Below are 13,063 nucleotides of genomic sequence, written 5' to 3'. Positions count from 1 at the left end.
TTGCATTCAAAAAAAAGAGATACGTCAACCTAATAATTTTAGCTACCAAACAAATTTTTCCAATGGTCATAAAAGCCCTGAAAATTGCCTATTTCTATGGACTTTCGCATCTTTTCCATGAAGCTTTGCATAAAATATAAGTTATGATACGTTGAGAGTGAGAAGGCAGTCAGCTCCTTCACCTTATGTAAATGGCGGATATAGCCAAGACTATATGTTGTACAAACCTTACACCCGCACTCAGGGTCTATAGGACCTTCTGCCAGTCGATGTGATTCATTCCGCAAGTTGATTTTGCCTAGAGAGGTGAACACTTGGCCGTTTCTTGCATTCCTTGTAGGCAAAACACAGTCGAACATATCGATTCCATTTTTAACACCTTCTAATATGTCCACAACAGTACCCACTCCCATCAGGTAACGAGGACGTGCCTGGTCAAAAAATGGTGCCATACATTCTAAAATACGAATGTATTCAGGTCTAGGTTCCCCTACACTGAGTCCCCCAATGGCAATCCCTGGAAAATCTATATTTTGTAATGTATCTAAACTTCGTTTTCGAAGGGATTCATTGACTCCTCCCTGAACAATGGGGAATACATTCTGGCCACCGGGCCTTTCCATCCAATATTCATATGATTCTTTAGCCCAGCGGTGAGTTCTTTCTAAAGCAAGTTCCAATCGCTTCAGATCACTTCCATAAGGAGCACAGTCATCTAGAACCATCATGATATCGGACCCAATGGAACGTTGCATTTCGATGACAGAAGCAGGAGTAAATTTATGGTAACTTCCATCAATATGGGACTGAAACCGAACCCCATCTTCTTCAAATTTAAAGAGACTGGCAAGGCTAAAGACCTGGAATCCACCGGAGTCGGTGAGTAAGGCTCTTTTGTATGACATGAAGTTTTTGAGACCATGGAAGTGGTCTAAAACTTCTTTCCCCGGTTTTAAATATAGATGATAAGTATTCGCTAAGATTAAGTTGTAACCCAACTCATCAATGTCTGACGAAGAAAGGGACTTGATACTTCCCCTCGTTCCCACCGGCATAAAGATGGGAGTTTCGATTTGGATTCCATTTAACTCTAAGGTTCCGGTCCTCGCATAAGAACCGGGGTCTTTGGATTTTTCTTTAAAAATAGAAGGCACTATTTTTTGATTTTATGTTCGCAAGTGGCAAAGTTCACGCAGTTGCCAAAAATATTCAAACTATGTCCTGTGATGGTAAATCCGTTTTCTGAAGCCGCTTTGTTTTGGAGTTCTTCAATCCTTTCATCGATAAACTCAACTATGCGGCCGCATTGCATACAAATGATATGATCATGGTGTTCATGTCCAATGATATGTTCATAGTATTTATAATCTTTGCCAAAGTCATGTTCTTCCAAAAGGCCAGCCTCTACCATTATGGCAAGGATTCTATAGATAGTTGCTTTGGAGATACGATCCTTATTGTCTTTTAATTCATCCAAAAGACCTTCAGCGGTAAAATGATTGTGTGAAGAAAAAATCTTTTGTGCAACTAACAGACGCTGGTTGGTTATTTTAAGTCCCTTTTCTTTTAAATACTCTTCGAAGGCGAGCATCTCTTTTTTTGTGTCTTCGCTGGAAATAGGATCGTTTTGCAAGGTTTATCTCCTTATGATTCAACTTAGTTCAATGTACCAGAAAGGGAATAATACCAAGCCCTTTCTGATTCTTCTGCAATTCGAAGTGCCATCACCCGAAGTAGGCGGTTTTGCGCTTCCAATTCTGATTCCCGAAACCCAATCTGAGTAGAAAAATGAACGCGTCCAGGAATTTCACTGCGTTCCATGGGAATTTTATTTCCAGTTTCGGCCTCAACGATTTCGACTCGAGTGACTACAAATAGTTCCGAAGTAATTTGTCTGTCAGCAAGATCCATTAGATCTCCGACTTGTTGGTAGTGGACAATCTCTGCATACAACCGGTATTTCGCGAGAGTTTTTTCCCTTGTGGTGATAAACCTTCCCCGCCTATCAATTTCTTCCATAATCATTTGTGTGAGACGGGTATGCATTCCCGGGGAGTAAGTATTGTTTCTCACATTTTGGATGTAAATCAAACGTTTAGAATCAGGGATGGGAACTCCATCAATTTTGGGAGGTCTACCCGGTTCCTTGAATAAAAAGGCACAACCCGAAATTGCAAAAAGGAATAAGGAGACAATGCCTAGTTTCATACAGAAATCTTCCCTGTCATCTTAGGTCTCAAGTCTAGTTTGTCAAGGGAATCGAAACGAAGGGAAATTCTCTGGATTTCGGGAAAGGCATGACAAAGGAAGTGGGCAGATTCTGATTCTCCCATGGAGATTTCTCTTCTTCGTAGGTTCCTATTCTTAATTTGTTTCCTGCCCGCTGTTTTATGGGGCCAGTCCAAAATCCCCGATATTCCTGCAAACGAGGTTGGGTTTCCCCTACCTTATTATTCTCCGGTTTCTGGAACTTTTGCGGAAATCCGTAATCACAACTTACATTTAGGTTCTGATTTTAAATCCTATGGTCTGAATGGGCATAGCATCTTAGCTACGTTTGATGGATACATTGAAGAAATCAGTTATTCAAAAACGGGATATGGGCTTTCCCTCAATCTTTATAGTCCTAAATACAAATTAAAATCTAAATATGCCCACTTACATTCCTTTGGTGGAAGTTTGTATGATTTAGAACTCCTCCGCCGAGCCATTTTACTCATGGGTGACCCAAGTGGGTTCCAATTGAAACTCACTCCGGGAATGTTCTCTGCCAAAAAAGGAACGGCCCTTGGCAAAACGGGGGAATCTGGATCAGGAATTTCCCACCTCCACTTGGAGTTTAGGACCGAAAAAGGAATCATCAATCCCCTCTACTTTCCCGAAATCCACCAAAAGGATACCACACCACCCACAATCCTTTCCATGTATTTGGAAGGAGATAACTTAGAAAGACCCATCCTTCTGACTGCTAAGGAAAAATCCAAAGGTAAGTATGAGCTCTTTACTGATTCGGGAGAACTCTTTGAATCCATTTCTCTTACAGGTAAGGTTCGGATTCGTTTGAGTGGGTATGACTTCATTCGTTCACGAAATAAAAACAATGTATATGGAATGGATTTATCTGTGAACGGAAATTCTATCTTTAGTCGTAACTTTGATTTTTTGGCTTATGAAGATGGTTCCAAAAAACACCAGTTTTACGATATTAATAGATCCTCTCTAGCCCCACCTGTATATTTTTATCATATGTATGAACAATCGAAAAATTTTAAAGAAGAGGGATTTTCTTTAGATTTGGAAGGATACAAACCAAAAGAAAAATTATCTTTAGAGGTTTCTCTTCGTGATGCTACTGGCAACAAGTCCTCTGTATTTTTCACTGTCATCCACGATCAAAGTGATACGGACAAAGAAAGATTCACAAAAAAACAAAAGAATGGAAACAAATTTAACTCAAGTGACGGAAAGGTCAGTGTTGATTTATCCAAAGCAGAAGTTTCTGGGGAAGGAGTTTTACTCATCACGGAAACAAGTGAAAAAGACATCCCTTTTAAAATTCCCACAGGCCTTCCTCTCAAAGGAAAAATCTACCACCTTGATACTAAAAAAATGAGTTGGAAAGGAGAAGGAATCGGAGAATGGAATCTTAGTTATACAACATCAACAAAAGAATCACTTTATTTTTATGATACCTCGATTGGGAAATTCCAATCGATCACCCACAAAAGAAAACCAAGCGGATTTAGTTTTAAACTCACCAAACTAGGGTTTATTATGGTTTTGTCTGATGAAACTCCACCCACAATTTTTCCGATGACTTCCCTTGCGCGTTACATTGAACTTCCTGAAGTCAGAAACCAATGTTTTGAAGAAAGGTTTTATGTGTTAGGTGATACAGGGAGTGGATTTCGCACCAGTGTCGACCTAACGATTGATGGACAATCCTATCCTTATGAATATGATCCTGATAGACGTGCGATCCGAGTTCTGATTCCCAAGAGCCTACAAAAAGAAAGGCCTTATCTTCTTTTGGAAGCTAAGGCCTTCGACTTTGCCGGCAATGTTTCCGAACCGTTTGTGGATTTAATTTCTACTAACGGTTGGTTGGATGAACTTCAAGCCTCTTGTCCTGTCATGGAGTAACGAGCAATATCCAATACTTCGTAAACAGTTTCTGTAGATCCGAATACGAGTGTTGCTTCGTTTCCAGTGTGTTTTCCAAGAAGTGATTTTGCGAGAGGTGACTGATAAGAAATAATATTCTTTTCTGTATCCGCGTCCCAAGCTCCTAGAATCGAGTAAGTCACAACTTCCCCAGTTTGTTTGTTTTTCAAACGAACTGTGGTTCCGATTCCCACTTTCTCTGTTTTGACATCACTAAGGTCAAGGATCCTTGCACTTTTCAACTCAGCTTCCAAACGTTTGATGGCCGCTTGTAACTGAGCTTGTTTTTCCATAGCTGCTTTGTATTCTGCGTTTTCTCTTAAGTCCCCTTTCTCTTGGGCCTCTCCGATATCACGAGAGTTTTCAGCCATCTCAACATTCACAAGGTGTTCAAACTCTTGTTTCTTTCCGTTGAAAGCGCGACGAGTGACTAAAACCACATCGTTTGGAAGATTTGCCAATGGATCATCGTCTGCATCTTCTTCTGAATCGTATTCGTCCCAAACAATGTTTGGTTTGAGTTCGTTGATGAGAGCATAAAGTTGATCTTTTTCTAAATCAGTTACATAAGGAACTTCTTTGAATAGAGCAAAAAGTTTACGGACATATTCATCATCTGCATTGGTTAGGATGTCTCGAAGAAGGCTGTTGTCCTTTCCAAAAAGAATGTCCATCGCTTGGTTTTTGAGTTTGGTTCCCTTGTCTTCAATCTTCGCAAGAGGTTTGAGGATACGGAATACACGAAGAACTAAATCTTCTTCACTTACCTTCAACCAATCAAACTTCCAAGTATGAGAGAGAATGGACTTGGCAACCCAAAGGAAAACTTCCGGGTTTTCTTTGGATTTGTTAGAAACCGTTTCCACAAACAGATTGAGTTCTGCAAATTTATCATCCGATACTAAGTTTTGGAAAACTGAACGGTTTACTTTTACAGGAACTTCAAATAATAATCCAATGAGGATATTGATTGCTTCTGGATGGTGCGCACGGATAAGATCTTTAAATCCTTTTTTAATATCCGTGTTTTCCAAAGCTTTGGAAATCTTTAAAGCATCTTCTTTGGAAAGAGATTGGATGATTGCCTTTAGTTCTGGCTCACGGATTTTGTGAGAGAATTCTTCCCCTGGCCAAGCTTTTCCAGCTTCTTCCAAATACAAATAAGCAGAAAGTCTACGAATCGGATCTTTGGCAGACTCTTCTTCGTTATAATGAGCAATAAAAAATTCACCTGCTTCGGCCGCTTCATCCGCGTCACGGACTGCTTCCATAGCAATTTCTAATTTTTTATTCACATCTGTAATGGCTTGGAATTTTTGTGTTAATGTTTCCGAGTGAGTGATTGGTTTTTCATGGTAAACCACTTCATCCTTTTTCTTCGGATTCATTCCGATGTTCGCTTCTTTTTTCAGAACCGACTTCACCTTCGCCCACCATTTTGACCATTCGTCTGCTTTTAAGAAGGTCCCGATGAGTTCATTCTTCATATCAGCAATGATCATTCGGTTATCGTAGGACTTAAGAAGTTGTTTTAAGAACTCAGCCAAGTTCTCAGCAAACATGGTATTAATGGCTTGTTTGTCTTCGTAATGTTGTACCCAAATATGATCTTTCTTTAAAGGTTTCAAAGAAGTGATGGCCATTTGGATAGAAAGTTTGTGGTCTTTCTTTTCTTCGAAATCAACAAAGATAGAATCTCCCGTTTGTGAGATCGAAGTGATTTTACCCACACCCCAGTTTCTATGCATTACATAGTTACCGGTATCAAAAACGATATTTCTTTCGAAGTTAGTGATACAAAGTTTTACCGGTTTACGGTTGTTACCAAGTTCACTCATCTTGAGGAAGTCTTCAAGAAGTGAGTGTGCTGTGTATTTTTGTTTGTAAGCACGAATGAGTTCGTTTCTTGCTTTTTGAGAAGCAGGTTCGTGTTCTAAAATCTTTTTTAAGAAATAGATCACATGATCCCAATCTTCCATTGCCTTAAAAGGTTCAACGATTGGGTATAAAAGTCCTACTAAACGAGTTTTTTCTCTTTGTCCAAGAAGGATACGCTCAATTTTATCGAAGAAAGAAACATCTTCATAATTGTTTTGAACGATGGTAGGCCAAATTTCCTCCATCGGAACGTATTCTTTATTTTTGGCATACATCTCAACGGCAAGTTTGAGATAAGACATTGCTTTCGGTTTGTCCTCTTCCATGATGGAAAAACCATACTTCTTTGCAATCTCTGGATTTTTGCGGTCTTGTTTCGCAAGTTTCTCAAGAACGACCTTCAGTTCTTTGTTTTTCTTGAGTTTATCCAAAGCTTCTGCTTTGACACGAAGAGCAAGTCTATGATCGCCAAATCGTAAAATAGAATCAGTAATGTATTCAATGATAGTCCATTTTGCATGCGCTTTGAAAGCATCCAAAATACTCTTCACCAAATTTGCATCTCCCATGGAATCTTCCATGAAAGAAATGATCATTAACATATATTTGGCGGAGATAGACTCAGGATGTTCTTTGAAATGGTCTTCGATTTTTTGTTTAGCTTCTGCTAAACGATTTTCTGCCTTGTATGCATCAATGACATCGTCAAAGATTTTGAATTTGGAAACGGGAACCGTTCCAGCATCAGCACGTACATAAATCTCCTCATTAAAAAGAGGTGTTAGTTTGTCGTTGTCGGCGATTTTGTTTGATTTGTCTTCGGTAATAGTATCAGGCATGAAAAGAATCTCCCTCTTCGTATTTCCAATCAAGGGTGTTCATTGTTCCTATAAAGTTGTTACGGTAAATTTAGCGATGAATCCGCGAAAAGAACAGTCCTAGAGTTCATTTTTCAGGTCCGTTCGATTCTGTAAAGCCAAAAAACCCAGCCGATTGGCTGGGTTTCCCTGGGTCCCAAAGGATATCCTTCGAGTGAGTGAGGATTCTATTTGTTTTGGGAAGAGCCGTTACTTCCAGAACAATCGCGGATTTTTGCACCTGTAGAGATGGCTCCTGACTTCTGAAGCATTTGCTCCATCTTAACTTTGCTTTTGCAATCTTCTTCATCAAAGTCAAGGTTTGCCCCATCAAAGTGAACTTCAAAAGTATCAGCAAGGACACGAAGTTCATCAAAGAAAAGGTAAACAGTTTCTGGACCTGTGTTCAGTCTAGAACGAATCTTAAACTGTTTGAAGATTAGGTTTCTTGTTGCAGGGAAGGCATTTGCCTCTTGCGGGATTCCTGGAGGAATGACGATGTGAAGAGGTCTCCAACCAACGAAGTCCAAGGATCCAAAAGGGAAAATATGGCTATTGCCATTATAGTCTTCTAACCAACCTTCTAAATCGTATTCGTTACCACGACCAAGAACCCAAACAGAAATGGCTTTTACGTTTCCTGGAGCTTCAATTCCATAAACTTTTTCAATTTTCTTTTTGTTGTCTGCATCGATATAAGGCCGTGCACGAGTCACTTCATATTCAGGAGCACGCGGAGGGCGAACCGTTACCACGTTGTTTCCAGGAAAAGTAAATTGAAACTTCACTGCTAAAACTTTTGCATTTCCTGCATCTACGTTTTTTACGTCGCCTGGTTTACCAGGAACCAATTTCACTTCTCGCATCACAAGAGGAGATTTCGCTGGGTCATTGAGAACAGGTGAATACTTATTGTTCTCATCATATTTCATGTCCCCAGTACCATCTTTGTTCACACCGTCTTTATCGGTGAAAACTTCCCAACCAAACGGTGCAGAAGAAACAGGAGAGTCCCAAGATTCGATGGTAATGGCTTTGAGTTCTAGAGCTCCAATATCATTTCCAACTGGTGTTGCCACCCCATTGGATACTTTGTATTGCGCTTGTGCAAAACCAATGAGTGCGATGGACGATAGGGCAAGTAATGTTAGGATTTTTGTTTTATTGTTTTCCATTGTTCCTTTCTCCCGCCTACCAATTGTCCTTAATTTCAGATCCAGGGTATTTAGCTTCGGATCTGTCGGTTCTCACTTGGAGGTCATCTACATAAAAGTAAAAATCCCCTGCTACTTCATGAACATCTGAAGTGACAAAGAGAGAAACGAAATGCAGGTTTTTATCTAAAAGTGCAAATCTTGTACTTTGCGGAATAAATCCTGGGATTGTAGCCGTAAGTTTTCTCCATCCGAAGAAATCCAAACGACCCAAACGGATATTATGTGTTACGTCTTTATAATCTCTAAATTTTGCAAATAAGGTATGTCTGTATTTTCTACCAAGAACCCAAACAGAGATTTGTCGCACTTTCCCTTTGATGATGTATTCATGTGGTGGATAAAGTTCCACACGATCCAAGCCTTTAGCAGCAAAATGAGTTTTGACTCCTAAAATATGGTTTTTTTCGAGTTTATCACCGCCATCTTCTGGAACGGTTTTTTCATCGAATACATCTTTGATGAGCCCGCGTTGAACGAGTTTCAAAGTTCTTGTTTCTCCGAGTGGAGTGGTAGCTTTTACTCTCCAATCCTCAGCCTCTTCAAAATCATCTAAAACGATTTTTCTAAGAGGGCTATCCTCATCATTTGCAGTGTTAGCTGTATTTTGTCCGCCAGTATCTGCCTGTGCGTACAACATTCCTATTGAAAGGAAGAGGCCTAACAACAGTTTGGTCATTCCTAATTTCCCCATGAAACTCACTCCTAAAAGGCTCCTAACTCCGGGTCTTTCGTATTCTCATTATCGGATATCCGGCTTTTAAATTGATTCAAGATTTCGATCATTCGATCGATTCCTTCTGCCGGTAGAAAGATCGAGGACTTTTTGCTATTCGACCACTCCGATACTTTCAGGTAGAATCCAGCCTGGTTCTTCTTCAAATCCACCAAGAAGGTCTTATTTTGTGTTACGATCTTCTCGGTTAGGATTTCGGGGTCCACCATGCATTCCTTCTCCCTGCCTACGTAAATAGTATCGGTTTCCGAAACCCATTCCTTAGCTGTATTAGGAAGAAACTGAGGAATGGAAAAGGTTTTTTCGTTAGCAGTCGATAAAAAATCCTAATTTGAATTCATTTTGTCTCTTCTGGGGTCTTAAGCAAATCGTTTTCGAAGTTCCCGTGCATAAGCCAGGTCGTGGGTGAGCTTTCGAAGTCTGCGGATGTAATAATGGGTCACTTCCTTGTAGAATTTGAGCTCCATTTCTTTATTTTTAGAAAACATATCGTGCAAATCAGAATAACGAAGTTCATAAAGTTCGGAATTCTCCTTTGCCTCTACCTTTGCAGAGCGTTTTTCCTCATCAAAAAAAGGCAATTCCCCAAAGTGATCCCCTTCTCCCAGAGTGATCAGGTTCACATCGTCCCCATGGCTTGTGGCGGTGGAAATTTGTAAAGTTCCATACTTCACAATGTACATGGACTCCGCATCTTCTCCCATATCGTACAAAACATTTCTAGGAGGTAGGTGGACTTCCCGGATTTTTTCAGCAATGTGTAACAGTTCGTCTTGGTTTAACTTTTGGAAGAGATATATTTTTTTGAGACTCTCTACTTTAGTATTCATTCATACTCCTAGGATTTCTCTGAAAATGGGGGAAATTGGTCAATTTGCAAGAGAAAATTAAGTAGATAGACCCACGATTTTTTATGGACAAATGGAACGGAATAGTACTAATATTTTCAATTCTCCTCGTCTACTAGGGAGAAACGCTAGGGACAAATGGTTCCTGGTTCCAGAAAAAAGGGAAATTTATGACACCTAAAAAGAAGGTATTACTAGTTGAAGACCATGCTGTGACCCGCGTCGGGGTCAAACACGTCGTGAATTCTTCGGCCGATTTTGAAGTTGTGGGAGAAGCAGAACATTCCTCTCAAATTGTAACCCTCCTTAACGAAACAAGACCCGACTTTGTCCTCCTCGATTTGCGAATTCCGGGGGAGAACGTGCTGAATATGGTTAAGGATTGGAAAAAAGAACACCCAAGCCTAAAAGTGGTCACCCTCACGATGCTCGATGAACAACCCATTGTCCATTCAGCCATTGAAGCCGGGGTAGATGGGTATCTTTTGAAAAGTGACGACCTAAGCAGCCTCACCAAAAATTTAAACGAAATTGCTTCGGGAAAGACGGTTTATTCCAAAAATCTAAAACTCAGTTTCAACCGCAAACCGCAAGATGGAAAGGTTGCAAACAAAAAGGAAAAACAAATCCTCACCCTTCTTGGCCACGGAAAAACCTACCAAGAAATTGGAACAGAAATTGGTTTATCCAAAAGAACAGTGGAATACCATGTCGGTAGACTGAAAGACAGGTTCAATGCCAAAACCGTTGCAGAACTCATTGGTCGCGCCAAAGAACAAATGTTGATCTAAGTTTCTAAGTCTAACAATCGTTTCACTAGTTCTACCAACTTTGCATCAGGAGATGTTTTTGTCAGGAAAGCATCTCCTCCAATTTCAATCACTGTGGCTTCTAATTTATAACCGGTGTTGGGATCGGTGTGAGAACTAGAGACTAGAACAGAACGGATTTCCTCCATTTCAGAGTTCGAATACAAATCGCGAAGGAAATCAACTCCCGTTCTTTCAGGCATAGAAAAGTCCACGATGATCAGATCAGGTTTCAACCTACCGACAGAGAGAAGTGCGTGATCAGGATACTCTTCTTCCCAAAGAATACAAGGTAGGTCTTTTAAAACTTTGCGGATTTGTTTTCTGTATCCCGGATTGTCATCTAACACGAGAACAATTTTCTCAAAATTAGGAAGTAAAAACTCTACAGAACTTCCCTTCTCTTCTTCTGATTGAACGATGAGTTCTGCCCCATGACGTTCGGCAACTTCTTTACAAAAAGCAAGCCCAACTCCTGCCCCCATTTCATCGGCCGTTCCCTTTCTCACAAAAAGAAAACCTTGTTCCAAAATATTTTCGGTCCAGTAGAGAGGCATTCCAATTCCCGTATCCACAACCTTAAGGCTCCAATGTTTGTCCTTTTCTGTCAGAGAGATTTCTACGGTTCCTGCTTCTTTTGTGAACTTCACAGCATTCGTGAGTAAATTCCAAATCAAATGTTCAATTAAGTTTGGATCACCAATCCCTATGGAAGATTCTTCGATATGAGTGATGATGGATATATTTTTAGGATTTGCCATTTCCTGAACTCGTTCGATGAGTTGGTCGGTGATTTGGCGAAAATCAAATAGTTGGTAATCAGGAAACACGGAAGCATTTTGGAACCTTGAATATTTGATTAGTTCCTCTACCATACTTAAAATATTTTTAAGTCCCGTAGATGCATCACCTAACACCTGCTTCGCTCTTTCTGGAGAGAGAGAAGGTGGAGACTCTGTCAGTAAGTTAAATACAGAAGAAATCCCAAAAAGGGGAGAACGAATATCATGGGAAACAATGGAAATAAACTTATCTTTCAGTTCCCCTGTTTTTTCAGCCTTTTCCTTCTCTTTTCGAAGTTCTATGGTTTTCCATTCCACTTCTTTTCGTAAATTCAGTGTTAAGTATTCGGCAGTTTCCCAAGTATGTGCATTTTGTTTGGATATCACAATTGCAAGGCACATACAAAAAATGGCAAATCCGAGTTCCGTAAGCATGGGTAAATCCCATCGTTTAAAAAAGACAACGGAATCGTAAATGGTGGCGGAAAGAATCACAATAGTTCCAAACAAAATAATAGAACCAATGTATCTAAATTCTTTTTGTAAACAAGAGCGGACACCGGCTACCAAAGCAATGACAAGAATGAACGCCATATACGCCTGACTAAAAATAAGAAGTTTTGTGTACACTTCGTACGGCGTGGTAGCGATTATCAAAAATTCCAAAAGAATAGGAATCAATAGATATCTTTTATATTTGTCTGGAAAAAAGTTTTTTTGGTTTTGAAAGAAAAACAAAAGACTAAAAACTTGAATCCCACAAAAGGCAATGTATTCAATTCGGATTTGGAGCATTTCGAGCCAATCAGAGGCCACAAACCAATCCCTCGAAACTCGATCAAAAAGCAAAATCCGAACAAGCCAAGAAATACAAAGTAAGGAAAACCAAAGAGGAGACTTATCTTTCTTTCGATGAATATAAAGAAACAAATGAGAAAGTGCTAGGACAAGAAAGGTAGCAAAGAAAAATGCTTTTTTTCGTTCTTTGAAGCGAAGGTATAAAAGAGTTTTGCCCACTTCACCAAGCACAGGTGAATAATACGGACCACCACGTGAATAAAGATAATTTGAGATTTGTAAATAAAGAACTGTGGTTGGTGTGGCACGAAAAGAACGGGCCGTTTCCAAATAGTAACCAATAGACCCTTCTTTCGTTTTGGAAACCTTTCCGGCCGAACCAAGAAGAACAAGGCCACGTTCCGTATTGTGATAATAAGCTCGATATGCGGAAGAAGTTTCCCTTAAATAGAACATCAAATTCAGGGGACTAGTCACTTTTAGTTTCAAACGATAAGTAACAAATCCATGAGCCGGTAAATTCTGGTTCACCCAATAAGCAGGGACCGCGAGTGGGACTGGTTCCTTTTTGTCCAAAGCCTTAAACTCTTCCTCTGTTTCGGGAAGTTCTCCAGGGAAGGCTTCCCACTCACCGGCCAAAGGAAAGGGATCTAAAGTTTTAGGATCTTCCTTCGAGAGATCAAGGACACCAGCCTTAATGGATTTCGCCGGGGCCAAAGTAGGAATGGACCTGTTGCATTGGACCAAAACGGAGATTAGGAGGAAAAATAAGAAAATTTTTGAAATGGACAAAACCTGGAAACGTGCCACAGCCAAAACTTAGAAAGAATTTCCAAAAACTCAAACCATATTAGTAAGAGTACGAGAAATTTATTCTTTCTCTGCCTGGAATCAATTCATAACGATTGTTTTCCTTCCCCAGAAAACATTGACGAAGGATCCAAAACCAAAAGAAGTAGATGATTTAAGAGGGCTGT

11 protein-coding genes are annotated in these 13,063 nt (G+C 40.0%); 2 read left to right on the top strand and 9 right to left on the bottom strand.

The window, feature by feature from the left end:
• Positions 1–38 precede the first annotated feature (38 nt).
• The 3 genes from tgt to CH361_RS12710 all read right to left on the bottom strand — a co-directional run bounded on the left by tgt (position 39) and on the right by CH361_RS12710 (position 2,208).
• Positions 39–1,154 (bottom strand): tRNA guanosine(34) transglycosylase Tgt, encoded by a 1,116-nt coding sequence (gene tgt / locus CH361_RS12720; protein WP_100791179.1) that lies wholly within the window; start codon positions 1,152–1,154, stop codon positions 39–41.
• Positions 1,154–1,591 (bottom strand): Fur family transcriptional regulator, encoded by a 438-nt coding sequence (locus CH361_RS12715; RefSeq protein ID WP_244279872.1) that lies wholly within the window; start codon positions 1,589–1,591, stop codon positions 1,154–1,156. Before CH361_RS12715 ends, tgt begins: the two co-directional genes overlap by 1 nt.
• 65 nt (positions 1,592–1,656) lie before the next feature.
• A complete protein-coding gene (locus CH361_RS12710) occupies positions 1,657–2,208 on the bottom strand; it encodes an LPS assembly lipoprotein LptE (protein WP_100791177.1) in 552 nt (183 codons plus the stop codon).
• A 123-nt stretch (positions 2,209–2,331) separates the two neighbouring features.
• Between CH361_RS12710 and CH361_RS12705 the strand changes: the two genes are divergently transcribed.
• A complete protein-coding gene (locus CH361_RS12705; protein ID WP_100791176.1) occupies positions 2,332–4,143 on the top strand; it encodes a peptidase M23 in 1,812 nt (603 codons plus the stop codon).
• On the opposite strand, the gene greA is transcribed toward CH361_RS12705, so the two are convergent.
• The 5 genes from greA to CH361_RS12680 form a co-directional block, all read right to left on the bottom strand.
• Complete coding sequence (gene greA / locus CH361_RS12700) at positions 4,116–6,881, bottom strand: transcription elongation factor GreA (protein WP_100791175.1); 2,766 nt, start codon at positions 6,879–6,881, stop codon at positions 4,116–4,118. The two genes, CH361_RS12705 and greA, sit on opposite strands and share 28 nt — an antisense overlap.
• Before the next feature lie 206 nt (positions 6,882–7,087).
• On the bottom strand, positions 7,088–8,074 hold the full coding sequence (gene flaA1 / locus CH361_RS12695; protein WP_100791174.1) for a flagellar filament outer layer protein FlaA1: 987 nt from the start codon (positions 8,072–8,074) through the stop codon (positions 7,088–7,090).
• A gap of 16 nt (positions 8,075–8,090) precedes the next feature.
• Positions 8,091–8,807, bottom strand: coding sequence for a flagellar filament outer layer protein FlaA2 (flaA2, locus tag CH361_RS12690; RefSeq protein ID WP_100791173.1), 717 nt, complete (start codon positions 8,805–8,807; stop codon positions 8,091–8,093).
• A gap of 11 nt (positions 8,808–8,818) precedes the next feature.
• A complete protein-coding gene (locus tag CH361_RS12685) occupies positions 8,819–9,055 on the bottom strand; it encodes a DNA-binding protein (RefSeq protein WP_002975368.1) in 237 nt (78 codons plus the stop codon).
• Between the two features lie 153 nt (positions 9,056–9,208).
• Positions 9,209–9,679 (bottom strand): cyclic nucleotide-binding domain-containing protein, encoded by a 471-nt coding sequence (locus CH361_RS12680; RefSeq protein ID WP_100791172.1) that lies wholly within the window; start codon positions 9,677–9,679, stop codon positions 9,209–9,211.
• Between the two features lie 188 nt (positions 9,680–9,867).
• On the opposite strand from CH361_RS12680, the gene CH361_RS12675 reads away from it, so the two are divergent.
• Positions 9,868–10,488 carry a response regulator transcription factor gene (locus CH361_RS12675; protein WP_100791171.1) on the top strand — a complete coding sequence of 207 codons (621 nt, stop codon included), beginning with the start codon at positions 9,868–9,870 and terminating at the stop codon, positions 10,486–10,488.
• Here the strand turns inward: CH361_RS12675 and CH361_RS12670 are convergent.
• The gene (locus CH361_RS12670; RefSeq protein WP_244279845.1) at positions 10,485–12,896 is read right to left on the bottom strand and encodes a hybrid sensor histidine kinase/response regulator; all 2,412 of its coding nucleotides are present in this window, start codon (positions 12,894–12,896) and stop codon (positions 10,485–10,487) included. The genes CH361_RS12675 and CH361_RS12670 overlap by 4 nt on opposite strands.
• Between the last annotated feature and the right edge of the window lie 167 nt (positions 12,897–13,063).

Source organism: Leptospira brenneri (genome assembly GCF_002812125.1).
GTDB classification, from domain to species: domain Bacteria; phylum Spirochaetota; class Leptospiria; order Leptospirales; family Leptospiraceae; genus Leptospira_A; species Leptospira_A brenneri.
The sequence above is the reverse complement of the archived record's forward strand: the minus strand, read 5'-3'. Positions and strand labels throughout refer to the sequence as shown.

Excerpts from the sequence above, each read along its gene's own strand:
- flaA1 (WP_100791174.1), bottom strand. The coding sequence starts at position 8,074 with ATGGAAAACAATAAAACAAAAATCCTAACATTACTTGCCCTATCGTCC.
- flaA2 (WP_100791173.1), bottom strand. The coding sequence starts at position 8,807 with ATGGGGAAATTAGGAATGACCAAACTGTTGTTAGGCCTCTTCCTTTCA.
- CH361_RS12715 (WP_244279872.1), bottom strand. The coding sequence starts at position 1,591 with ATGCTCGCCTTCGAAGAGTATTTAAAAGAAAAGGGACTTAAAATAACC.
- greA (WP_100791175.1), bottom strand. The coding sequence starts at position 6,881 with ATGCCTGATACTATTACCGAAGACAAATCAAACAAAATCGCCGACAAC.
- CH361_RS12680 (WP_100791172.1), bottom strand. The coding sequence starts at position 9,679 with ATGAATACTAAAGTAGAGAGTCTCAAAAAAATATATCTCTTCCAAAAG.
- CH361_RS12710 (WP_100791177.1), bottom strand. The coding sequence starts at position 2,208 with ATGAAACTAGGCATTGTCTCCTTATTCCTTTTTGCAATTTCGGGTTGT.
- CH361_RS12675 (WP_100791171.1), top strand. The coding sequence starts at position 9,868 with ATGACACCTAAAAAGAAGGTATTACTAGTTGAAGACCATGCTGTGACC.
- CH361_RS12705 (WP_100791176.1), top strand. The coding sequence starts at position 2,332 with ATGGAGATTTCTCTTCTTCGTAGGTTCCTATTCTTAATTTGTTTCCTG.